The 22,117-nt window shown below is 59.8% G+C and carries 19 protein-coding genes; 3 read left to right on the top strand and 16 right to left on the bottom strand.

All coding sequences use genetic code 11. From position 1 onward, the window contains the following. Positions 1-46: 46 nt before the first annotated feature. The 3 genes from groL to JNJ45_00500 form a co-directional block, all read right to left on the bottom strand. Positions 47-1,678 (bottom strand): chaperonin GroEL, encoded by a 1,632-nt coding sequence (gene groL / locus JNJ45_00510; GenBank protein MBL8047140.1) that lies wholly within the window; start codon positions 1,676-1,678, stop codon positions 47-49. A 264-nt stretch (positions 1,679-1,942) separates the two neighbouring features. Next, entirely contained in the window at positions 1,943-2,620 is a 678-nt protein-coding gene (locus tag JNJ45_00505) for a hypothetical protein (GenBank protein ID MBL8047139.1), read from the bottom strand. Positions 2,621-2,708: 88 nt separating this feature from the next. Further along, on the bottom strand, positions 2,709-4,919 hold the full coding sequence (locus JNJ45_00500) for a bifunctional (p)ppGpp synthetase/guanosine-3',5'-bis(diphosphate) 3'-pyrophosphohydrolase (GenBank protein ID MBL8047138.1): 2,211 nt from the start codon (positions 4,917-4,919) through the stop codon (positions 2,709-2,711). A 63-nt stretch (positions 4,920-4,982) separates the two neighbouring features. Here JNJ45_00500 and JNJ45_00495 point away from each other — a divergent pair, with 63 nt between their 5' ends. Together JNJ45_00495 and JNJ45_00490 are read left to right on the top strand one after the other, a co-directional pair. After that, entirely contained in the window at positions 4,983-5,633 is a 651-nt protein-coding gene (locus tag JNJ45_00495) for a hypothetical protein (protein ID MBL8047137.1), read from the top strand. Then, complete coding sequence (locus tag JNJ45_00490) at positions 5,633-6,451, top strand: 4-hydroxy-tetrahydrodipicolinate reductase (GenBank protein MBL8047136.1); 819 nt, start codon at positions 5,633-5,635, stop codon at positions 6,449-6,451. The genes JNJ45_00495 and JNJ45_00490 overlap by 1 nt, the downstream gene beginning before the upstream one ends. 27 nt (positions 6,452-6,478) lie before the next feature. Here JNJ45_00490 and JNJ45_00485 read toward each other — a convergent pair whose 3' ends face one another. The 13 genes from JNJ45_00485 to JNJ45_00425 are packed head-to-tail and all read right to left on the bottom strand — an operon-like array spanning position 6,479 to position 20,976. Beyond that, on the bottom strand, positions 6,479-6,922 hold the full coding sequence (locus tag JNJ45_00485; GenBank protein MBL8047135.1) for a hypothetical protein: 444 nt from the start codon (positions 6,920-6,922) through the stop codon (positions 6,479-6,481). Between the two features lie 20 nt (positions 6,923-6,942). Beyond that, on the bottom strand, positions 6,943-7,626 hold the full coding sequence (locus JNJ45_00480) for a cytochrome c oxidase subunit 3 (GenBank protein ID MBL8047134.1): 684 nt from the start codon (positions 7,624-7,626) through the stop codon (positions 6,943-6,945). Then, a complete protein-coding gene (locus tag JNJ45_00475) occupies positions 7,626-9,317 on the bottom strand; it encodes a cbb3-type cytochrome c oxidase subunit I (protein MBL8047133.1) in 1,692 nt (563 codons plus the stop codon). The genes JNJ45_00480 and JNJ45_00475 overlap by 1 nt, the downstream gene beginning before the upstream one ends. A gap of 4 nt (positions 9,318-9,321) precedes the next feature. Then, a complete protein-coding gene (gene coxB, locus JNJ45_00470; GenBank protein ID MBL8047132.1) occupies positions 9,322-10,269 on the bottom strand; it encodes a cytochrome c oxidase subunit II in 948 nt (315 codons plus the stop codon). 10 nt (positions 10,270-10,279) lie between these two features. Beyond that, the gene (locus JNJ45_00465; GenBank protein MBL8047131.1) at positions 10,280-11,158 is read right to left on the bottom strand and encodes an SCO family protein; all 879 of its coding nucleotides are present in this window, start codon (positions 11,156-11,158) and stop codon (positions 10,280-10,282) included. Between the two features lies 1 nt (position 11,159). Beyond that, entirely contained in the window at positions 11,160-11,558 is a 399-nt protein-coding gene (locus JNJ45_00460; GenBank protein MBL8047130.1) for a hypothetical protein, read from the bottom strand. Next, the gene (locus JNJ45_00455) at positions 11,548-12,720 is read right to left on the bottom strand and encodes a hypothetical protein (GenBank protein ID MBL8047129.1); all 1,173 of its coding nucleotides are present in this window, start codon (positions 12,718-12,720) and stop codon (positions 11,548-11,550) included. Before JNJ45_00455 ends, JNJ45_00460 begins: the two co-directional genes overlap by 11 nt. Next, positions 12,720-13,373, bottom strand: coding sequence for a cytochrome c (locus tag JNJ45_00450; protein MBL8047128.1), 654 nt, complete (start codon positions 13,371-13,373; stop codon positions 12,720-12,722). Before JNJ45_00450 ends, JNJ45_00455 begins: the two co-directional genes overlap by 1 nt. Next, positions 13,373-13,939: a DUF3341 domain-containing protein gene (locus tag JNJ45_00445; protein MBL8047127.1), complete on the bottom strand. Its 567-nt coding sequence runs from the start codon at positions 13,937-13,939 to the stop codon at positions 13,373-13,375. The genes JNJ45_00450 and JNJ45_00445 overlap by 1 nt, the downstream gene beginning before the upstream one ends. Further along, entirely contained in the window at positions 13,939-15,318 is a 1,380-nt protein-coding gene (nrfD, locus tag JNJ45_00440) for a polysulfide reductase NrfD (protein MBL8047126.1), read from the bottom strand. The genes JNJ45_00445 and nrfD overlap by 1 nt, the downstream gene beginning before the upstream one ends. Then, complete coding sequence (locus JNJ45_00435) at positions 15,318-18,377, bottom strand: TAT-variant-translocated molybdopterin oxidoreductase (protein ID MBL8047125.1); 3,060 nt, start codon at positions 18,375-18,377, stop codon at positions 15,318-15,320. The genes nrfD and JNJ45_00435 overlap by 1 nt, the downstream gene beginning before the upstream one ends. Positions 18,378-18,393: 16 nt before the next feature. Further along, positions 18,394-19,143, bottom strand: coding sequence for a cytochrome c3 family protein (locus JNJ45_00430; GenBank protein MBL8047124.1), 750 nt, complete (start codon positions 19,141-19,143; stop codon positions 18,394-18,396). Between the two features lie 60 nt (positions 19,144-19,203). Continuing rightward, a complete protein-coding gene (locus JNJ45_00425; protein ID MBL8047123.1) occupies positions 19,204-20,976 on the bottom strand; it encodes a protoheme IX farnesyltransferase in 1,773 nt (590 codons plus the stop codon). A gap of 265 nt (positions 20,977-21,241) precedes the next feature. On the opposite strand from JNJ45_00425, the gene JNJ45_00420 reads away from it, so the two are divergent. Beyond that, positions 21,242-22,114, top strand: a complete 873-nt coding sequence (locus JNJ45_00420; protein MBL8047122.1) for a phosphodiester glycosidase family protein — start codon at positions 21,242-21,244, stop codon at positions 22,112-22,114. Positions 22,115-22,117: the final 3 nt, after the last annotated feature.

The following is a 22,117-nucleotide window of genomic DNA, read 5'->3' as shown; positions in this document are numbered from 1 at the left end:
TGTGGACCGGGGGAGCACTCAGGTGAGCACTCCCCGCAGAATGGGTTTAGAAGCCCATGCCGCCCATGTCGTCCATTCCCGGACCCGCGGCGGCTGCCTTCTTGGGTTCGGGCTTGTCGGCGACAAGCGCTTCGGTCGAGAGCACCAGGTTGGCGATCGAAGCCGCGTTGGTGATCGTCGAGCGAGTCACCTTGGCCGGATCGACGATGCCCGCCTTGACCATGTCCACCATTTCACCGGTGGCGGCGTTGAGGCCGGTGCCAGCAGCGGCATTGCGGACCTTCTCGACGATGACGCTCCCTTCCAGGCCGGCGTTTTCGGCGATCGTGCGGATCGGAGCTTCGCAAGCGCGCTTGACGATTTGCACACCGGTGAGTTCGTCACCTTCGAGCTTAAGGCTGTCGAGCGCCTTGGCGGCAGTCAACAGGGTTACGCCACCACCCGGGACGATGCCTTCTTCCACGGCTGCGCGCGTGGCCGAAAGAGCGTCTTCGTAGCGGTGCTTCTTTTCCTTCAGTTCGGTTTCGGTGGAGGCACCCACCTTGATGACGGCGACGCCGCCGCTCAGCTTGGCCAGGCGTTCCTGGAGCTTCTCGCGGTCGTAGTTGCTGTCCGTGTTTTCGATCTGGCGCTTGATTTGCTCAATGCGGCCCATGACGGCTTCCTTGGTTCCGGCGCCTTCAATAATCGTGGTGTCTTCCTTGGTGATGACGACCTTCTTGGCGGTGCCGAGCATGTCGATGGTCACGCCATCGAGCTTGGTGCCCATGTCTTCGCTGACAAACTGACCAGCGGTGAGCACGGCCACGTCTTCGAGCATGGCCTTGCGGCGGTCGCCGAAGCCCGGTGCCTTCACGGCGGCGATTTGCAGAATCCCGCGCATCTTGTTGAGCACGAGGGTGGCAAGGGCGTCGCCTTCAATGTCTTCGGCAATCACAAGAATCGGCTTGCGCGCTTGCACGGCCTTTTCCAGGAACGGCAAGAAGTCTTGCGCGCTGCTGATCTTCTTTTCGTGAATGAGGATGAGCGGATTGTCCAGAACGGCTTCCATGCGCTCGGGGTCGGTCACGAAGTACGGGCTGATGTAGCCGCGGTCGAACTGCATGCCTTCCACGATTTCGAGGCTGGTTTCGCGCCCCTTCGATTCTTCCACCGTAATGACGCCGTCCTTGCCGACCTTGTCCATGGCTTCCGCCACTTGCTTGCCGATTTCGTTGTCGTTGCCGGCGATGGTGGCGACGAATTCAATTTGTTCCTTGTCCTTTACCGTCACGGCTTGCGACTTGATGGACTCGATGACCTTGTCGACGGCGGCATCAATACCGCGCTTCACGGCGATGGGGTTGCCACCGGCGGCCACGTAGCGGAGACCTTCGTTCACGATGGATTGCGCCAGCACGGTCGCGGTCGTGGTGCCGTCGCCGGCCACGTCGTTGGTCTTGCTCGCGACTTCCTTGCAGAGCTGCGCGCCCATGTTTTCGAGCGGATCTTCGAGTTCAATTTCCTTGGCGACGCTCACGCCGTCCTTGGTGATGGTCGGGCTGCCCCACTTCTTGTCGAGGACAACGTTGCGACCCTTGGGGCCAAGCGTCACCTTCACTGCATTTGCAACCTTGTTGACACCGCGCTCAAGCGCACGACGTGCCATTTCATCAAAAACGAGATTCTTTGCTGCCATTGTCTAGTCCTAGTGGCGCGGCAAACTTAGCAGTCAGCGCGCCTGTCTGCTAATTATACGACGATTCGGCCCTCGACGTCAACGGTCTGGGCAGATTTAGCGCGGATTTCGTGCACCTCGTCAAGTCCATGGAATGAATGCAAAATGCCGCTTGACAAACGCTGTCAAGCGGCGATAAGATAAAGTTGTCGGACGAAGCAACAAACGAGGAGAGGACACTATCCGAATTTGAATAAGGGGCGTCCGGCGCTCTGAACCCCGCGGTTATCGAATGATATCCACGGGGTTTCTTCCTACCCGCATCAGCGCCAAGTTGCGCTTAACCGCTCGGGCCCATACGGCATAGCCGTTTGCGTTCGGGTGAATCATGTCCGGCAGGAAAAGGTTGGTGCGCAACGTCCCGTTCGGCGCGACGAACGAGCGCGAGAAATTCTGCACGAACACGCGCTGGCCATCCCGCAGCCCAATCACGAGGTCGTTGGCGGCCGCGATTTCGCGGCGCAGCGGGTCGCTGGCCTGCGCTCCGCGCGGCAGAATCGCCTGAATGAGAATCCGGGCTTCCGGGAACCGCCTGCGCAGTTCGCCCACCACGGCTTGCGTGCCGAGGAACACGTCAAACTCCGATTGATTCCCCGCGCCGGCGTTGTTGGTGCCGATCATCAGCAGAATCGCCTTCGGATTCGTGCCCGCGCCTTCGCCCGATTGCAATCGCCACAAAATATGCTCGGTGCGATCGCCCTGAATGCCAAAGTTGGCGACGCTGGTGGTGCCGGTGCTGCTGCGGAGAGTCGCCGGAACCGCGTCCCAGTTGGCCGTAATCGAATCGCCGAGGAGCAACACCTCGGTGGAGCGCTGCGAAAGGCCCAGGTTGCGGGCGTGGCGCGCTTGCCAATTCGGGTCGGGATTGCTCACCGGTACGGTGGCAATCGAATCGGGGCTCATCAGAGCGAGCGTAGCGAGTGCGGTGGTTAACATATACCCAGGAGATTCCACCAGCTAGTTGGATTGCTAGACGGAAAATATACGAGGATTACTTCACCGTCCGACCAAACACACGAAGCAGACTAATCACGTCGCTGAAGTTGCCGATGCGCACCATCAATTGGTTCAGGTGATCAATGTCGCGCACCTCGATCACCACCTCAATTTCGGCGGTTTGGTTTGGCAACGTCCGAATCTTCGCCGCCACCACGTTGGTTTTGCTTTCGCCGAAAATCGTGCTCACATCCATGAGCAGGCCTTGCCGGTTCAGCGAAATGATGCGCAGTTGTACCGGGTACGGCGTGCCGTCGCTCGGCCAATCCATCGGGATCAGGCGTTCGCGCTCCTTGGTTTCGTAGTGCAACACGTTGGGGCAAAGTTTGCGGTGAATCAGCAGCCCGCGACCGCGGCTGACATAGCCCACGCACTCTTCGCCGGGTAGCGGATCGCAACACTTCCCGCGCCGAATCATCATGTGCTCGAGCGAGCCGGTGACCTTGAGCGTGTTGCCCTCGCTGGCCACCTTGGTCACTTGCAGCGTGTCGGCCTTTTTGTCGGGTTGGACGATGCCGCGCAGCTTCAGCACCACGCTTTGCACGGTGATCTGCCCTTCACCGACCTTGGCTAGCAGGTCGGTGGCGTCGCTCGAATTGTAGTGCTCGCGGGCGAGCGCGGTCAGGCGATCTTCGCCGAGCAGTTCGCGCGGCTCAATGCCCAACGTCTTGAGCTCTTTTTCCAGCGCTTCGCGGCCACGCGCGGCGTTGTCGCCCTTGTTCAGGCGACGGAAGTGCGCGCGCACCTTCGATTTCGCGTTCGCGCTCTTGAGAAACTCCAGCCAATCTAGACTCGGCTGCGCGTTGCTACGCGTGACGAGCTCCACCACGTCGCCGTTGCTTAGCTCGCGGTTCAGCTGCACCATCTGGCCGTTGACCTTGGCGCCCACCACCTTGAGGCCCAGCGACGAGTGAACCCGAAACGCGAAGTCCACCGGCGTGGAGCCGGCGGGCAGGTCAATCACGTCTCCCTTGGGAGTGAACGCGAACACTTGCTCGCTGAAGAGGTCTTGGCTGAGGGTGCGCAGGAAGTCGCTGGACGTGCGGTTGTCACTCGACCAGTCGAAAAGCTGCTCGCGAAGGCGGCTGAATTCACCGGGCTGCGACTTCTGCTCCTCGCCCTCCTTGTACGACCAGTGCGCGGCGACGCCGTATTCGGCCACGCGGTGCATTTCGCGGGTCCGAATCTGCACCTCGATCGGCTCTTCAAACGGTCCAAACACTTTGGTGTGCAACGATTGATAGCCGTTGGATTTTGGCTTGGCGATGTAGTCGCTAAAGTAGCCGGGCATCGGCAGCCAAATGTCGTGGACAATGCCAAGCGCGAGGTAGCAGTCGCTCACCGAGGGAACGATGATGCGGATCGCCATCAGGTCCAAAATCTCTTCGAATTTGAACCCCTGCTTCACCATCTTGTTGTGAATGCTGTAGAGGTGCTTGGGACGGCCATTCACCTCGACGCCCTTGATTCCCCGCCCCAACAAGCGGTCTTTAAGAATGGCGATGCTCGCGTTCAGTTGATCCGTGCGCTCGATGCGCTTCTTGCCGACCAAGTCGCTGATCTCCTGAAACTCCTTGGGATGCAGATACTTGAACGCAAGGTCTTCGAGCTGCCACTTGATCTGCCAAATGCCGAGCCGGGCCGCGAGCGGCGCGTAGATGTCCAGGGTTTCGTTGGCGATGCGCGTGCGCTTCTCGGGTGGCAGGCCGTCGAGCGTGCCCATGTTGTGCAGGCGGTCGGCCAGCTTTATGACCATGACGCGGATGTCCTGCGCCATCGCCAGCAGCATCTTGCGCAGAGTTTCCGCGGCGCGCGTGGTCTCGGTGAGGCGCGCTCCGCCATCGGCTTGCTTGAGCTTGAGCTTGGTGACGCCCTCCACCAGGTCCTTCACTACCTCGCCGAATTTCTCTTCCAAAAACTGCGACGTGAAGTCCTCGCTGTCCTCGAGCACGTCATGGAGCAGCGCCGCCACCACGGCCTCCTCGTCCATGTCGAGGTCCACCAGAATTTGGGCAACGGCTAGCGGGTGCGTGATGTACGGTTCGCCGCTGCCCCGCTTCTGGTCGCGATGCGCCTGCTCGGCGACGTAATACGCGTAGCGAATCTTCTTGATATTCGCTTCGGGATGCTTCGCGCGAATCGAGGTCAGAAGGTCGTGCAGACCTTCCGGATCTTCCCATTTATGGTCGATCTCGAACGCATTCATGCCGGAGCGGTTAGTGTACACCGACGAACGGCGAAACACAGAAAATCTAACTATACTTACGCCATGAGACTCGCGCTTTTTTGCGGGCTTCTGGCGGGTGCTCATGCCGCACGCGCCGAAGTCACCTTGACCATGTACATGGAGGACGCAGTGGTGGGCGAGGCCGTGATCAATCAGCGACTCCTGCCCGATGGCGGCAAGCAGCTGACCATGACCATGACGTTCAACCGGCCCAAGCCGGGCGCGGTGATCATTCGCAACGAGTCGGTGTACTCGGCCGAGGGCGCGCCAGTCCGCATGATCTACGAATTCAATCAGGTCGGGCAACCCAAGAACTTGGTGACGGCGCTTTTCGGCGACCAGGGCGCAAACCTCACCGTGCGCAAGGGCTCGGAGAGCCAGACTCGCGCGGTGAACAAGCCCGACGGCCCGACCAAGAACCAAGCCGAGCACTGGTTCATCTCGACCAAGCCCAAGCTGGGCACCCAAACCAGCGCCTACGTGTTTAGCGCGGCCGAGCAGGAATGGCGGCTGCACACCACCACCTACAAGGGCAAAAAGACCGTGACCATTGACGGCCAGAAGTTTGAAGGCCATTGGCTGATTAGCGGCACTCGGGGCAAGGAGATTTCCAGCATCGTGGACGACCGCGGCTTGCCGCTGGTGGTCGAAGGGCCGGTTCGGCTGGTGCGCAAGCTGGGGAGCGGAAAGTAATGCCAAAGCCAACGAATGTCGTAAAAGTCTGTCTGGTCGGCGCATGCGGTCGGATGGGTCAGGAAGTTGTCCGAGCGGTCGCCAACGACCTCGACGTGGAGATCGCCGTCGCCGTGGATCGCGAAAACGTGGGCCGGACCTTGCGCGACGTGGTCGGGCCGATCGCTCCCGATTTGGTGATCGGCGATAAAGTGGGCGCGGCCCTCGACGCGGAGGAGTGCCACGTGCTGGTGGACTTCACGCATCCGACGAGCGCCGCTGGGCACGCGCTCTCCGCGCTCAAGCGAGGGGTGGCAGTGGTCGTCGGCACCAGCGGAATTTCGCAGCCGGAGCAACGCGAGATCGCAATGGCCGCCGAGGAGTCGGGCACCCCGGCGATGATCGTGCCGAACTTCGCCATCGGTGCCGTGCTCATGATGAAGTTTGCCGCCGAGGCGGCGCGCTGGCTGCCAAACGCCGAGATTATTGAGCTGCACCACGACGCCAAGGCCGATGCGCCGAGTGGCACTGCGACCCAAACTGCGCAGGTGATTGCCGATGCGCGGCTTCGCGAGCCTGAAAAGCATCGCGACATCTTGAAGGTCGAAGGCGCGCGCGGCGGCGATGTGCGCGGCGTGCGCATTCACAGCATCCGCTTGCCGGGGTTGCTCGCCCACCAGGAAGTGCTGTTTGGGTCGCGAGGCGAAACCCTCACCATCCGCCACGACAGCACCGATCGCACGGGGTTTATGGATGGCGTGAAGCTTTGCTGCCGCCGAGTCTGGAGCCTGTCTGGGCTCACCGTCGGGCTCGACGCGCTCCTTCGCGACGTCGAATAAAAAAGGCGCCCTCGCGGGCGCCTTTCGCTAGTTCTGCTGGAACGGTCGAATCGGATTCTGCTTGGTAGTATCCAATTCGTGGTCGTCGGGATAGGCCGCTCGGGGCATTGCCGCCGGATGCGTCTTCTCCCAACCTTGCACGTTTTCGTAGGGGCGGCTGAAGTAGTCAATGAACATGATGGTCATGAACGTGACCCAGACAAAGCCGCCGACCGCGTACATCTTCGTGATTTCATCGGCGAACTTAACGCCCATGAAAATGCGGATGACCAAGGTCGCTTTGAACACCGCGATGCCGAGGGCGATGATGTTCATCACCCACGAGCCCCACGCCGTGGTGGCCAGCACCGGGGCGAACTTCGGCATGAACGCCGCCGCAATCGTCGCGCCCATCAGGATCGCCAGAGCAAAAGCCGTCTTGAAGTAGAGGCTTGCCGGCTGAACGTGATGCTCGGCGTGAAAGTCTTTCATTGTCGAATTTGCCATGGCGTTTACTTAGGAATCAGATAGAAGAGCGGATACAAGAAGATCCACACAAGGTCGACGAAGTGCCAATACAGACCGCAGAGTTCGAGCGGGATGTAGTCGTTGCGCACCAGTTTGTGGTTTTTGGCATAGAGCCCCGCGAGCACGGTGAAGATGATAATGCCGATGACGACGTGCACCCCGTGGAGGCCGGTCGCGGCGAAGTACAGGCTAAAGAACAGCTTGGCGATGCCCGCGTTGACCATCGGATCATGCCATTCGAACGTGCCGCCCGGAATGAGCATGAAGATGCCGTGATCGTATTTGGCTTTGTACTCAATGGCTTTGATGCCCATGAAGATAAAGCCGCAGAGAATCGTGACGCCGAGCCACTTGATCACCTTCTTGTTCTCACCGAGCTGGGCATGGCGAACCGCCAGAACCACGGCGAGCGAGCTAAACAGCAGGTTGGCCGTGTTGAGGCCGCCCAAGGCGATGTTTAGTTCCTCGTGCAGATGATAGAACTGGGCTTGGTACTTCCATCGGTAGAGGAAGTACGCCATAAAGATGACGCCGAAGAACATGACCTCGGTGACAAGGAACGACCACATGCCGAGCACGTAGGTCCGCTGCTGCTGATCGATATTCTCGAACTGCTCGAAGACTTCTTCGTTGCCGTGCCCGTGATTGTGTTCAATTGCGTGCGACATTAGAGCGTTTCTCCTCGGGCCGCGGCGGCGAGCTCACGCTCTTCCGCTTCGGCATCGTAGTTGTAAGCCTCTTCGGTGACAATCGGGGTGACCAAGAAGTTGTGCGGATCGGGCGGTGAAGCAGCACATTCCCACTCCAGACCCTTCGCGCCCCACGGGTTCGGGCCCGCATCTTCGCCCTTCTTCCAGCTATGCAGCAAGTAGAAGACCGGGAAGATGAGGCTTGCCCCCAGGGCAAGCGCGCCGAACGACGAGATGACCATCCAGACTTGATACTCTTCCGGATAGTAGTGGTAGCGTCGCGGCATGCCCAGGAAGCCCGCGGCAAACTGCGGCAAGAACGTGAGGTTGAAGCCCACGAACACGAGCACCGCGTTGTACTTGGCGTAGCCCCGGTGGAACATTTTCCCGGTCATCTTGGGCCACCAGAAGTGGATCCCGCCGAGGAAGGCAAGCACCGTTCCGCCGACCATGACGTAGTGGAAGTGCGCGACGATGAAGTAGGTTGCGGTCAGGTGGACGTCCACCGCCATGGCGGCGAGGTACAGACCGGTGAGACCACCGACGGTAAACAGCCCCAGGAAGCCGAGAGCGTAGATCATCGGCGCTTCTAGAATGACCGAACCCTTGTACATGGTCGCGGCCCAGTTAAAGACCTTGACCGCCGAGGGGATGGCCACCAAGAAGCTGAGCAACGAGAAGACCGTGCCCTGGTACATGGATTGACCAGCCACATACATGTGGTGACCCCACACCAAGAAGCCGAGGCCGGCGATGGCCATCGAGCTAAAGGCAACGAAGTGGTAACCAAAAATCCGCTTTCGGCTGAAGCAGGCAATGATCTCCGAGATCACGCTGAAGCCGGGCAGGATCATGATATACACCGCCGGGTGCGAATAGAACCAAAACATATGCTGGAACAGCACCGGGTCGCCGCCGAGTTCGGGGCTAAAGAAGCCGATGCCGAACGTGCGTTCGAGCACCACGAGCAGCAGCGTCATCGCGACAACGGGTGTTCCCAGGATGATGATGATGCTGGTCGCGTAGTGGCCCCACACGTACAGTGGCAGCCGATCCCAGGTCATGCCGGGCGCCCGCATCTTGTGGATAGTGGCGATGAAGTTGACCGCGGTGGCGATGCTACTGAAGCCGGCGATGAACGCGCCCATGATGACGAGCGTCACCTGGCCGTTAGAGTACATCGAGCTCAGCGGAGTGTAGAACGTCCAGCCGACGTCCACGCCGCCAAAGATCATGCCGAGCACGCCGAACGTACCGCCGAGCAGGTACAGGTACCAACTTAGCAGGTTCAAACGAGGGAACGCGAGGTCACGCGCGCCGATCATCAGCGGGATCAAGAAGTTCCCGAGGATCGCCGGAATGGCGACCAGCAGGAAGAAGAAGATCATGATGGCGCCGTGCGCCGTAAACATGCGGTTGTAGCCTTCGGATTGAAGGAGCGAGCCGCGCGGGAAGAGGAGTTCCGCCCGGATCATGCCCGCGGCCAAGCCACCAATCGCAAAGAAGATGGAGACCGAGAACAGATAGAGCAGCGCGATCCGCTTGTGGTCCTTGGTGAGCAGCCAACTGGACAACGTGTGGCTCACGTTGATATAGTTGACCGGCTTCTCGTTCGGATTCGGTTCCGGCGCGCCCTTGGCGGTCGATGGATTGCTGATCGTAGTGCTCATTGGGTTAGCGTTGTGCTCCCGGCGCAGCGCCCAGAGTCTTCATGTATTCGATGAGTTGACGAATCTGCTCTTCGTTGATCGCTTCCTTGTACTTGTAAACCGGCATGGTGTTGCCGTAGCCCTTGGTGAGCTTGTTGTACGGGTTGATCAGCGACTCGCGCAGATAGTCCTCGTCGGCCACCACGTTGCCCACGTTGGTGGCGCGGGTGGCTCCAAAAATGCCGTAAAGCGTTGGACCGTTCTCGATATCGCGATCGACGTGGCAGGTGCCGCACTTCATATCGTCGTACAGTTGCTTGCCTTTCTCGGCGACAGTAGAGGCGGTCGGCCTAAATCGGTTGCCCGCTTTTTCCATCCATTTAGCGAATTCGGCCGGGCTCAACACGTTAACCTTGCCGATCATTTCCGAGTGCTGCACGCCGCAAAGCATGTTGCAGAACAGGTGGAATTCGCCGGTTTTGGTCGGGGTGAACCACATGCTCGTGTAGCGGCCCGGAATCACGTGATACTGCATTCGGAACGCCGGAATGTAGAACGCGTGGATCACGTCTTGCGAGATCATGGTGAGCTTGACTGGCTGGCCGATCGGCACCGTGAGCTCGTTGTTTTCGCGAATGCCGTTGGGGTGCTGCACGTGCCACATCCACTGCTTGCCGATGACAAAGGCTTCGTAAGCGTGGTCGGGCATATTGCGCATCTTGACGTACACGGCGGTGCTCCAGAAGAAGATGCCCAGCGCCAGGATAAGCGGCAAGCCCGTCCAAAGCGCTTCCACCACTTGGTGATCGTGCACCGGGTTCGATCGGTCGGCGACCTTTCCGCGTCGGTACTTGATGATGCTGTAGAACAGCATGATCGCGACGAGGATGGTGAACACGACCGTGAGGGCCGTGATGACATAGAACATCAAGTCGACCGAGTCGGCCCAGTTGGAGGCCCTCGGCGGCTGCATTTCTAGCCATTTATTCTCCATGCTGCTCCTCCTTCACCTTGTGGTTGGCGGGAACCGGAGTCGTACGATACCGAATTGAGAGATACATAATGCCGAGGAAAGTTGCGATCACCATGGAGATCGCGGCCCATTTCAGTGCGTCGCTCGCCACCAGCACGTATTGCTTGGTGATCGGGTTGTATTGGAAACAACCGATCAGCACTCGTTGCTGAGTGAGGTTTTCAATCTTGTTTTCCTTCGCCGCGTTGAGGCTCTGCGCGACGAGTTTGGACGGGTATTCCGTGCCGTAGAAGTACTGCGAAACAATGCCTTCAGGACTCACCACCACAACCGCGGCGGGGTGATTGATCAGGCCGGTCTTTTTGTCGCGCGTGAACTTGTAGCCGATGCTGTCGGTGAGACTCTTGATCGAATCTTCGTCGCCAACCAAGCAGTGCCAGCCCTTTTCGGCGTTCGGTCGCGGCGTCTTTTTGCCGTACCATTCCAGCATGTAGTCGCGACGCTTCAGCGCGTCGACCGAGGTTTCGGTCGGGTCCAGGCTGAAGACCACGATGTCGTAGAGGGTGCCCGTGGTTTGCGGAATGCCAATCGCGGCTTCAATCGTGGCCTCGGAAATCGCCATGCACGCGCCCTTGCAGTCGTAGAACATCGGCACGAGCAACAGCGGGCGACCCTTGTTGAGGTAGCTGCTTAGCAGCACCTTTTCGCCGGTCTCGTTGGTGAACCGCAAGCCCGAAGGAAGAACGCGCTTCAGTTGCTCGTTCACGCCCATTTGGTTATCCATCGCCTTGGCTTTGCCACGCGCCGGGAACCAGATGGTCAGGCCGATCATGGCGAGCACCAGGATAAGTGCTCCCCAGAATCCAGCGGCGCCGAGTTTGTCCTTCACGTTAGCGAATACTCCCTTGCGCGGCGACGTCGTCTAATGCCTTGTCGAGCGGAATCGAAACCTTGCCGGTTGCTCCGTTCGAGCGATAGTTTTCAATCTTGTCGTTCTCGCCGGCGCGAAGATCAGCCATGTCCTTTTTGGCCGCCACACCGCTTTGGATCAGCGGCCCGCCGGGAAGCTCCTTGCGAAGTTCTGGCTTATGCGTGCGCGGCTCGGGGATGCCCATCAGCTTGGTGAGTACCTGAATCGTGCCGTACGAAATCAGCACCATCGCCACGAACATGAGGGACAGAATCAAGACCGACTTGCCCATCACGAAGACGCTGAGATCGCGCGGCTCGTAGTTGAGGCGCACCGCTTCGTCGTGGGCTTCCTGATCGATTTCGTGGTTAGTGTGCATGGTGTGCAATCTCCTGAAGTCGGGTGTCGTATTCCGGAACGATCGGTGCCTTGGTGCTCTCCTTGCCCATGATCGCCAGCCACAGCGCGGCGAACGCGCCCACGGCGACGATATCCCAGAACGAGAAAGTCACCCGCATGAACGGCATCACGCAGTAGTAAAGATCGAAGAATCGCACGAGGCAAGCGAGGATGCAGAACTTAATGAGCAGCTCCGGCTTGCGCTTGACCTTTGGAGTGAGGAACGCGAACCAGCACACGAAGAACCCAACCAAGATGTTGAGGCCGCCGAGATACAGGAACCAGCCTGCCTTTTGGTTTCGCAGCACGTAATAGCTCGTGAACTCCGGCAAGTTGCCCGACCAGATGATGATCCACTGCGAGAGCGTGAAATACGCCCACAGCATGGTGATCGCAAAGCACATGTTGCCAAGGTCCTTTTGCAAGTGGTGGCTCACGATCTCGTTGTACGGAGCCTTGTTCCGGTTCGAAAGCACCAAAGCCGTGGCAAACGTCAGCGCCATGAGCGCGCCGCTAATGGCAAACCAGACACCGAAAATGGAGCTCGTCCAGTGCGGGTCCATGGACATAATCCAGTCCGTGCTGGCGAAGGTCACCGTGAGGATAAACAGGATCAATCCGGCCACGCCGTAGTTGGTGCGGAAGTGCTGCTCGTTCAAGTCGCCGGACGTATCTTGTCGCCGCGTTGAATTGCGCATGGCTAGCGAGATGACGAACCAAATCGCGAGGAACATCACCGCGCGGATGGTCCACGAGGTCTCCGTGAAATACGCGCGCTTAAACCAGTGCGCGAACGGATGTTCCGGGTGAATCCAGTGGTGATAGAAATCGTTGCGGAAAATCCACAGCGGAATGAACGCGAGTCCGAGTCCGCCCACGGCGGCCGGGCCACCGCCCGCTTCCAAAATGCGCAGCACGCTGAGGCTCCACGACCCGCGGCACACATGGTGCAGCAGGGTCAGGCCGAGGCAGCCGAGCACCATCGCCATGTAACAGGCGAATCCAAACATGTAGGCTTGCTTGCCGACGGCACCAGTCGCGACTCCCACACCGACACCGATGATGCCGATGAGGGCCACGAGCACCGATGCGTTGCCGATCGGGCCGAAATTCACTCGCCCTTGAGCTTCTGTCGAGGCCATTAGTGCCCTTCTCCTTCGGCGTGCGTCGCCGCTTCTTCCTTCTTGTCCACCATAGCTCGTTCTTCCGGAGTGAGTGAGTTCGGGTCCACGTCTTGCGAGGCTTGCAGAACTCGAATGTAGGCGGCGATCGCCCAGCGATCATCCACCGAAACACGCGGTGCTTGGGCGAACATCGTTCCGAAGCCGTCCGTCATCACGTGATAAAAATAGCCGATCGGCATCTTGCGCAGGCGATCGTCGTGGTACGAGGCCGGCTTGCGTCGCAACACCAAACCGCGCTGCGTGATCATGCCGTTCCCGTCGCCGAGCTTGCCGTGACAGTGCGAGCAGTAGATGTCGAAGCGCTCTTGGCCGTGCTTGAGCACCACCTTGAGGTCCTTGCTCGTGCTCACCTTCTTATTCCAAATCGTCAGGGTTTCCGGCATCGCCGTCACGAATCCGCCCGCCGCGTCGCGGCCCTGGAATCGCGCCTTGTCCGTTTTCAGATGGCCGCGCGCCACCACGCCCGCTTCCAGCGGCCGCGCCGACTTGCCGTCTTCAAACATCTCCGACTCCTTATAGGTGGTCACCTTAGGTTGAGTCCACATGTCGGTGTGGCAACCGGCCAGCATCACCGCCGCCGCCCCGATCAAAAGTCCGTGTTTCGCGTTCATTACCAGCCCTCCTCGTCGGCGTAGACAAAGTCGACCTTAATCGCTCCGAGCGAGTCCATAAACTTCTTGGTTTCCACCTTGTCAAAGGCCTCGTCCTTGCGCTCGATGCACAGGAAGAAGCGGTCTTGCGAGGCGCGTTCAAAATTGTTCGCGTTGAACACCGGGTGGTTAGGTCGCGGCAGCCCGTTAAAGGCCAAGCAACCGAACACGGCGGTGATCCCTGCAAGCAGAATCGTGCACTCGTACATGATGGGGAAGAAACTCGGCCAGCTGAACTTCGGGCGACCGCCAATGTTGAGCGGATAGTCAATGACCGACGTGTAGTAGGTCAGCGCGAGCCCACCGAGGAAGCCCGCTAGACCCGCGAAGAAGATGCTATACGCAACTTTCGAATCGCGGAAGCCGATCGCCTCATCCAGCCCGTGAATCGGGAACGGAGTGTAGGCATCCATCACCTTGTAACCCGCCTCGCGAGCGCGATTCGCGGCTCGCATCAGGTCATCGGCGTGATCAAACTCCGCCGAGATGCCATACAACAGGTCCTTGGGCTCGTGTCCGTGGCCCATTAGTGCCCGCCTCCATCACGTTGCTTTTCCATGCGGTATTTCAGGTCCTTCACTTCAAAGATGTTGATGAACGGCAGGAATCGCACGAACAGGAACATCAGAGTGATGAAGAAGAAGATGGTGCCGGCGAACATCATGATGTCCCACACGGTGGGATAGTACATCTGCCAACTGGAGGGCAGATAATCCCGGTGCAAGCTCATCGGAATGATGACGAAGCGTTCCAGCCACATGCCAATCGAGACCCCCGTCGAGACCAGCAACAAGATTTTCGTATTGCGGCGATTCTTGGGAATGAACAGGATTAGCGGCAACAGGCCGTTGAAGAACCACAGCAACCAGAACAGCGTGGCGTAGGGACCGCTGAAGCGGTTCGACGTCATGAACATTTCGTACTCATTCCCCAGGAAGGAGTAATAGACTTCCATGAGGTAGCCGTAGAACACGATGAGGCCGGTGGTCAACATGATCTTGGCCATCCAGTCGAGGTGGAGGTCCGTGATCAGGTGATCCAGTTTGTAAATCTTGCGGAGCGGAATCGCGAAGGTAAGCACCATGGCGAACCCGGCAAACACGGCGCCCGCGACGAAGTACGGCGGGAACAGGGTTACGTTCCAGCCCGGCACGATCGACACGGCGAAGTCGAGGGACACGATGGAGTGAACCGACAGAACCAGCGGAGTCGAGAGGCCAGCCAAGATAAGGTACGCCGATTCGTAGCGGCTCCAGTGTTGCGCCGAACCGCGCCAACCCATGGCGAGCAAGCCATAAATCTTCTTGACCAGCGGCGTGGTCGCCTTATCGCGCAGAGTCGCGAAGTCGGGAATCAGGCCGAAGAACCAGAACAAGATCGAGATCGTCGCGTACGTCGAAACGGCGAACACGTCCCACACGAGCGGGCTGCGGAAGTTGGGCCACATCGCCAGCACGTTCGGATACGGGAACAGCCAGTAGGCGACCCAGGGCCGCCCGGTGTGCAACAGCGGATACAGACCCGCGCACATAACGGCGAAGATCGTCATAGCTTCCGCGAAGCGGTTGATGGAGTTGCGCCACTGCTGGCGAACCAGCAGCAAGACGGCGGAAATTAGCGTTCCGGCGTGACCAATCCCGATCCACCAGACGAAGTTGATGATGTCGAAGCCCCAGGCAACCGGCTGGTTGTTCCCCCAGACGCCGATGCCTTGCCACAGCAGCACGCCGATGGCGAGCAGTAGCAAGTGAGCCCCGAGAATGCCGATGGCAAGCATGGCCTGCCACGGACGCCCGTGCGCCGATTGGTGCAGAACCAGTCGCCCGATCTGCTCATCAAAATCGGCGTACGTATGTTCGCCGGTAATGAGCGGCTCGTTGATGGGTTCCTTTTCGACGGCAGCCATTAGACGTTATTCATCTCCGGGTTTGGATTTCGCATCTTTGCAAGATAGGTGGTGCGGTTGCGCGTGTTGAGCTCTTCCAGCAAGAAGTAGTTGCGAGGATTCTTGCGGTTCTTGCTGACCACACTGTTCGCGTCGGCGATGTTTCCGAACACGATGGCGTTGGTCGGGCAAGCTCCCTGGCAAGCCGTAATGATCTCGCCGTCGGCAATCGCTCGCTTGTCGCGCTTGGCATCAATGCGCGCGGCGTTGATGCGCTGCACGCAGTACGTACATTTCTCCATGACGCCCCGACCGCGAACCGTGACGTTCGGGTTGTTGAGTAGCTTCAGCATGGCGCGTCCGCTCGGCTTTTCGGTCGAAGTCACCGTCCAGGTGTACGGCACTTCGGTGCGATCCATAAACTGACCTTGGTTGTCGGTGTAGTTAAGGAAGTTGAAGCGGCGAACCTTATAGGGGCAGTTGTTCGAGCAATAGCGGGTACCGACGCAGCGGTTGTAAACCATTTGGTTCAGTCCTTCATGGCTATGAACCGTCGCCGCGACCGGACAAACCGGTTCGCACGGTGCGATTTCGCAGTGCATACACGCCAGCGGCATCATCACGGTCGAAATTTCGTCACCGTTGAACACGTCGCTCGCGTGATTCTTGGGGTCGAGTTGATCGTTCGGGTCCTTCGCCTCGTTCCCCGCGCCGACTCGGTAGTACCGGTCAATGCGGATCCAGTGCATTTCGCGACCCTTGAGCACCTGGAGCTTGCCGACCACGGGAATATTGTTTTCCGCTTGGCAAGCCGTCACGCAGGCGTTACAGCCGGTACACAGGTTCAGGTCAATGGTCATCGCCCACTGCGCCCCATCCCAAGGAAACTCGTCCTTGGTGTCGGGATACATGTTGGTGTGGATATCGAAGTGGTGCTCCGGAATGTCCATCGTGCCCTTACGGACATCCTCGACATCGAACGCGCGAACGATGTCGCGGCCCTGCATGGAGTGGTGAGTCTGAGTCAGCGCGAGGTCGGTGCGACCGCCGGCGAGTTCCACCGCGCCGTTCGCCATCCAAAATCCTGCGCTGTTGCGCACCGGGTTGACGTTGACCCCCGCGCCGTGGCCGACCGAACCCACTTCCTTGCGGCCGGAGCCGATCATCAGCGTGATGCAGTCGTCGGCGTGGCCAACGCAAATGAGAGCGGGAAGTTCGACCGACTTGTCGCCGACCACCACCTTGATGTGCGCGCCATCCTTGATGCCAAGTTGGTCCGCCATTCGCGGCGAAATCAGCGCCGGGTTATCCCAGGTAATCGTGGTCAGCGGCTTCGGAAGTTCTTGCATCCAGCCGTTGTTGGCGTAGCGACCATCCCACAGGGTGGGGTCGGGGCGGAACGCGATTTCCAGGCCGTTGGCCGGCTTCGGCGCCGCGCCTGGTTGACCAGTCACGGCCATGGTTTTCGGCGCGCCACTGTTGGCGATCACGCCGTCGTGCAAAGCCTTATCCCAAGCCGCCGTCTTGGCGATCGGGGCGTAGGTTTCCTTGACCAGCTCATGGCTGGTACGCGGACGACCCGCCAGCGACGCGATCATTTCCGAAGCTGTCTTCGTGTTGAACAGCGGCGCGATGAGCGGCTGTTGCACGCTGACGGTGCCATCGAGGGAACGGAGATCGCCCCAGCCCTCAAAGACGTGGCTGCAAGGAGCCTGGTACGTGGTGAGGAAGCTGGTGTCGTTGTAGTGCTCGGTTTGGTGAACCGAAAACGGAATCTTGCTCAGCGCCTCGGCGAACTTCAGGTCGGCCGGCGCATTGTAAACCGGGTCCCCGCCCAAAATCACGAGCGCGCCGACTTCGCCCTTGGCGGCTTGCTGCGTGAGCTTGCGAAGACCGGCAAGTTGGCTCCCCGGCTGCGGCATTAACGGCGCTTGGTATTGCACCCCGCTCAAGGCATCGTTGATGTGCGCGACGTGTGCGTGGCCCGCGGCGCTCACCGAGAACCCAGCGACCACGACGGCCTTTCCGGCGCCCTTGAGATCGGCGGCCACCTTCGCGACGAACGCGGCGTCAACGCCGGTCGGCGCGGACCCGCTTCCGCCCAGGATCGCCGTGTGCAGAGCCTCGAGATAGGCTTCCACCAGGCTCGGCTTCGCCGCCCGGCGGTGATCGGCCATCGCCCCCGCCAGGGTCGGCGTGGATTCAATGGCGTAAAGTCGGTTGGTATTTTCCAGCCCGCGACCGGCGGCAAATTCGCTCGCCAACCGGACCGAATCCGGCATGTCGCCAAAGAGGTCGGCGTCAACCGCGAGGATGACTTCCGCGCCATCGAGGCTCGGCACCGTGAGGGCAGGTTGACCCAGCGCCATGCGGTTGCCTTCCAGCATGTTGTCCGGCGACACCGCGTCGTATTGCATGACCTCGGCGTTCGGGTACTTCGCTTGGAACCGCGTGATCTGCGACTTCAGCGTCGGCGAGACAATGGTCTCGGTGAGGATGACGATCGCCTTGCCGTCCTTTGCCGCGGCGGTAAATGCAGCATCGGCGTCGCGACCGAGCTGATCCCAGGTGCTCGGGAAATTCTTCTTGTGAACTTCACGCGCGCGGTCCGGATCGTACATGTCCAGAATCGCGGCTTGAGCAAAACTGCTCGAGCGACCCTTGCTTTGCGGGTGGTTCGGGTTGCCTTCCACCTTCACCGGGCGACCTTCGTAGCTGGTCACCAGCACGCCGAGCGCGCTTTGGTTGTGACCGAGCACCGTCGCGAACTGCAGCGGGCGACCCGGAATAATGTCTTCCGGCTTGGTGACGTACGGCACCACCTTTTCGGTGGGGAGCACCAGCGAGCGGCAACCGGCGAGACCGGCCAGCATCATGCTCGCGCCCATGAACTTAATCAGGTCGCGGCGGTTGATGTCGAGCAGGCTGCTGCGGTTCGGAAACTCGTCTTCCACCCAGGCATGAAACTCGGGCGTCTCGGCGACTTCCTCGAAACTGCGCCAGTATTCGGGACCGGATTTCTTCGCCAGCTTCTCGCGGACGGCGGCGATGTCAAAACCTTGATTCTTCGTGTCGGCCATGTCTTCGTTCAATTCCTTAGTAGTGGCACACCGAGCAGTCTTCCATCTGCGCCTTCTTCAAACCGCGCTCGAGCACGATCTTCTTGCCTTCTTCGATGTCGCCGCCCTTTTGCTCCAGACCCTTGGCCAGGTTGCGCTCGGGAGCCGACCATTCCGCCGGATTGCGATCCAATTGGACCTTTTGGTAGAGGTTAAACACTTGCTGTCGCGGGCTCAAGTTGGGTTGAGTCTTGTCCTTGTACAGGTACTTCTCCGGCTCGCGGTGGCACTCCAAGCACCAGACCATGTGGAACGGGCGACCCTTGGCCGTGATGTGCATTTTCTGAATCGCGCCGTGGCAGTTATTGCAGTTGACGCCGCGATCGATGTGCAGGCTGTGGTTGAAGTAAACAAACTCGGGCGCCTTGTTGACCAGGTTCCACTTGATCGGCTTGCCGGTTTCGTAGCTCTTGCGGATAGGGTCAAGGAGCGGGCTGTTCGTCCAAATTTGCGAGTGGCACGTCATACAGGTTTCGGTTTGAGGCAAACCGGCCTTGGCGGAGATTTCCACCGACGTGTGGCAGTAGCGGCAGTCGATGCCGAGCTCGTCGGCGTGGTGCTTGTGGCTAAACGGAATCGGTTGGTCCAGCGCGACGCCGACCCCCGTGTTGGCCGAGGACCGACTGACGGCGGAACCAATCCCCAAACCGAGGACTGGCGCCGCAAGACCCAGCAGCAAGCTGAGCTTGGCCGCAGAGTTCGAACTTGGCTTAAAAATGTTAGGCATTCAACCCACCCATGCTAAATGACCAGTTTACCGAAAGGTTGTCTCCCATGATGATCGTCTTCACATCCACCGAGCCCTGTCCACCGCTATCATCAGGAACATTAAAGCCAAGTAAACCATAGAATACTTGAACACTTTGAACGCCTGAGGCCGCTCTGGACGTTGAATAAGTTTCGCCGTAAATTGGATCAAAAAGATATTCAAAACGACGGCTGACACCAGGTAAACGGTCCGCGCCTCGCCTTGCACGATCGGAATTAAACTACACGCCGCCGTCAAGATCGTGTAGAACCCGATCTGAATGACCGTCGCGCGCTCGCCCTTGACAACCGGCAGCATTGGCACCCCGGCGTCCTTGTACTCGTCTTTGATCATCAGCGCCAGCGCCCAGAAGTGGACCGGTGTCCAAAGGAAAATCAGTGCGAACAGCACCCAAGCGAGCGCCGGTAGTTGGTTCGCCACCGCCGCGTAACCCACAAGTGGCGGGAACGATCCCGCCGCGCCACCGATCACGATGTTCTGAGGCGTCCGCCGCTTGAGGCCCATCGTGTAGATGAACACGTAAAACAACAGTCCGGCGATCGCCATGCTCGCGGCCAACACGTTGGCCACCAGCGTGAGCAGCACGAAGCTAAACACGGTGAGCGCGAACCCGAAGATCATGGCGTTGCGCGCGGAGATTTTGGTGGTGACCGTCGGGCGCTTGGCCGTGCGCTCCATGCGAATGTCAATGTCGCGGTCGTACACCATGTTGAAGGTGTTGGCCGCACCCGCCGCCGCGTATCCACCAAAGGTGAGCGCGAGCAGCAACCAGCCGCCCGGCCAGCCACCCGCGGCGATAAACGCCGAAAGAAGCGTGGTCAGCAGCAATAGGCTGATGACGCGCGGCTTGGTCAGCGCGAGGTAATCGCGCCAGGTGGCGCCCGCCACAGCGGGTTCAGAAAGGGTTTCGGTCAAGGGTTGCTCTAAGCCTACTGCCTCGGGGCGTGCACAAGTCGTGAAAGCCGCGAGCAGCAGCGCAATCCAAATAGAATCCGCGACGACCAGGTGGACAATCTGCATCCAGACCGGCGCGAGGAGAAGCACGTTGATGACGCCGATGGCGAGCTGCGCGTAAACAATGCCGAGCACCCACTTAGCGTACTTTTTGCCCGCCGGAGAGATGTTCGAGCGAAGCAGGCCGCTCATGTAAACCACGATCATCACTGCGACCGAGACGGAGACCACCGGGTGCCACGTGCGCAGAATGAGTAGCGTCGGCGAATCCGCGGAGAAATCTTGCCGCAATCCTTGCGCGAGCGTTTTGGCCGGGAATAGGGTGTCACCGAGCGCGGCAATCGCGCCGCTGACGCTCGTGAGAATCAGCCCGACCATGGAGAACTGGAAGATCGTCGAAAGCTTTCCGGCACCGCGAATGCGCACCGACTCGCCGCCGCGGGCCAGCCACCAAAACGCGACCATAAAGCCCAGCAGAATGAGCGTATTGCACAGGTGCACGCCCATGACCGCCGCCCGCGTGAGGCTACTGTTTTCGCCAACCAGGCTGAACTTCACCAACACGGCGCCGAGCAGCGCTTCGATAAGGGTGAAAATGGCGACTTTGCGCGCCGTGCGCCGGAGAATATGGCCCGGCTCAGTAGCCCGGTTCGCGAGCACCCATAGCCAAAGCACCATCGGCATGACGAGTCCGCTGGAAATGCGGTGCGCGTACTCGATCCACGAGGCGATCGGCATTCCGCCGGGGTGAAACTCACCATTGCAAAGCGGCCAGTGAGCGCCACAGCCGTCACCCGACTTGCTGGCTCGCACAAACGCGCCCCAGGCGATAACCAAGAGGGTCCAAAGGATGACGCCAAGCGCCCAGCGCGCGGCGGGAGAAGAGGGGGTGAGAGGCAGAACTTGACGCTTTTGTGAAGATGAACGATCAACACTAACGGCGGCGTCAGGAAGGTCCGCGTCAGATTTTGGCCGTTCCGCCATGCCCTCATTCTACCTGGCGCGTTAGGACTGTGGGCCCGGCGACTACCAGTTTTTTGAACTTGAACGAAAGGGGGCCGTCCAATTTGGCACAAACCTAGATTAAACTACGATGCTTACTATGAAGGGGACCGCAATATCGCTCGCAATTGTGATCTCCGGCGCAAGTTGGGCCGGGACCACGAAGCCGATCGCGTATCGATCGGTGCTGAGCAATGGCGTCCGCTATCACGCCGTGGTTGCCGACATGCGCAGCAATCGCGTCGCGGTCGAGACCGCCGCGTCTTCCCGATTCCGGACGGCATCTTCGTTGGTGCGCGACAACAAGGCCACCGCTGCAATCACCGGCACCTTTTTTAACCCCGCCTCGGCCCTGCCCGTCGCGGACGTTCTCGTCGATGGAAAGCTCGTCGCCGAAGGAAATCGCGGCTCGGTGCTCGGCGTCACGTGGTTCGGCGACGTGCGCGTTTTTGATATTCCCTACCGCCAGACGTTCAACTGGTTCCCCTACCGGTACGCCTTGCGCGGCACCGTTCGCATCATGTCCGGTGGCGTCGTGGCCCCCAATCCGAAAGCGCAGAAGTTTCGCGATTCGCGGGTGTGGAGCAAGGCCAAGCGCACCGCGGCGGGCGTGACCAAAGACGGCAACCTCGTGTTTATCGCCACCAACAGCAATGTTTATTTGCGCGACATCGGCAACGCGATGAAGAAACTGGGCGTGGTGGACGCCGTCGCGCTCGATGGCGGAAGCTCGACGCACCTTAGCTATCGCGGCAAGAGCGTGATTTCGGCCGGGCGCAGCCTGACGAACATGCTCATTCTCAAGGAGCTTTCGGCGGATGCCGGTGACTGGGCGCAATATCCCATTCGCCGTCGCCACGCCGGGCCGGCGACATTCCTGGTCACTTGCCCGACGAAGTACTGGCCGTTGCCCACGGCAACCACCGCCAAGCCCACGAGCGAGCGCCAGGCGAGCCTAGGCAACCGGAAATAATCT

Source organism: Chthonomonas sp. (assembly GCA_016788425.1).
Lineage (GTDB): Bacteria > Armatimonadota > Fimbriimonadia > Fimbriimonadales > Fimbriimonadaceae > JAEURQ01.
This window is presented reverse-complemented; position numbering and strand designations above follow the sequence as displayed.

What these genes read in the sequence shown, in the direction of transcription:
- groL (MBL8047140.1), bottom strand. Translation starts at nt 1,678, where the DNA reads ATGGCAGCAAAGAATCTCGTTTTTGATGAAATGGCACGTCGTGCGCTT.
- JNJ45_00505 (MBL8047139.1), bottom strand. Translation starts at nt 2,620, where the DNA reads ATGAGCCCCGATTCGATTGCCACCGTACCGGTGAGCAATCCCGACCCG.
- JNJ45_00500 (MBL8047138.1), bottom strand. Translation starts at nt 4,919, where the DNA reads ATGAATGCGTTCGAGATCGACCATAAATGGGAAGATCCGGAAGGTCTG.
- JNJ45_00495 (MBL8047137.1), top strand. Translation starts at nt 4,983, where the DNA reads ATGAGACTCGCGCTTTTTTGCGGGCTTCTGGCGGGTGCTCATGCCGCA.
- JNJ45_00490 (MBL8047136.1), top strand. Translation starts at nt 5,633, where the DNA reads ATGCCAAAGCCAACGAATGTCGTAAAAGTCTGTCTGGTCGGCGCATGC.
- JNJ45_00485 (MBL8047135.1), bottom strand. Translation starts at nt 6,922, where the DNA reads ATGAAAGACTTTCACGCCGAGCATCACGTTCAGCCGGCAAGCCTCTAC.
- JNJ45_00480 (MBL8047134.1), bottom strand. Translation starts at nt 7,626, where the DNA reads ATGTCGCACGCAATTGAACACAATCACGGGCACGGCAACGAAGAAGTC.
- JNJ45_00475 (MBL8047133.1), bottom strand. Translation starts at nt 9,317, where the DNA reads ATGAGCACTACGATCAGCAATCCATCGACCGCCAAGGGCGCGCCGGAA.
- coxB (MBL8047132.1), bottom strand. Translation starts at nt 10,269, where the DNA reads ATGCAGCCGCCGAGGGCCTCCAACTGGGCCGACTCGGTCGACTTGATG.
- JNJ45_00460 (MBL8047130.1), bottom strand. Translation starts at nt 11,558, where the DNA reads ATGCACACTAACCACGAAATCGATCAGGAAGCCCACGACGAAGCGGTG.
- JNJ45_00455 (MBL8047129.1), bottom strand. Translation starts at nt 12,720, where the DNA reads ATGGCCTCGACAGAAGCTCAAGGGCGAGTGAATTTCGGCCCGATCGGC.
- JNJ45_00450 (MBL8047128.1), bottom strand. Translation starts at nt 13,373, where the DNA reads ATGAACGCGAAACACGGACTTTTGATCGGGGCGGCGGCGGTGATGCTG.
- JNJ45_00445 (MBL8047127.1), bottom strand. Translation starts at nt 13,939, where the DNA reads ATGGGCCACGGACACGAGCCCAAGGACCTGTTGTATGGCATCTCGGCG.
- nrfD (MBL8047126.1), bottom strand. Translation starts at nt 15,318, where the DNA reads ATGGCTGCCGTCGAAAAGGAACCCATCAACGAGCCGCTCATTACCGGC.
- JNJ45_00435 (MBL8047125.1), bottom strand. Translation starts at nt 18,377, where the DNA reads ATGGCCGACACGAAGAATCAAGGTTTTGACATCGCCGCCGTCCGCGAG.
- JNJ45_00430 (MBL8047124.1), bottom strand. Translation starts at nt 19,143, where the DNA reads ATGCCTAACATTTTTAAGCCAAGTTCGAACTCTGCGGCCAAGCTCAGC.
- JNJ45_00420 (MBL8047122.1), top strand. Translation starts at nt 21,242, where the DNA reads ATGAAGGGGACCGCAATATCGCTCGCAATTGTGATCTCCGGCGCAAGT.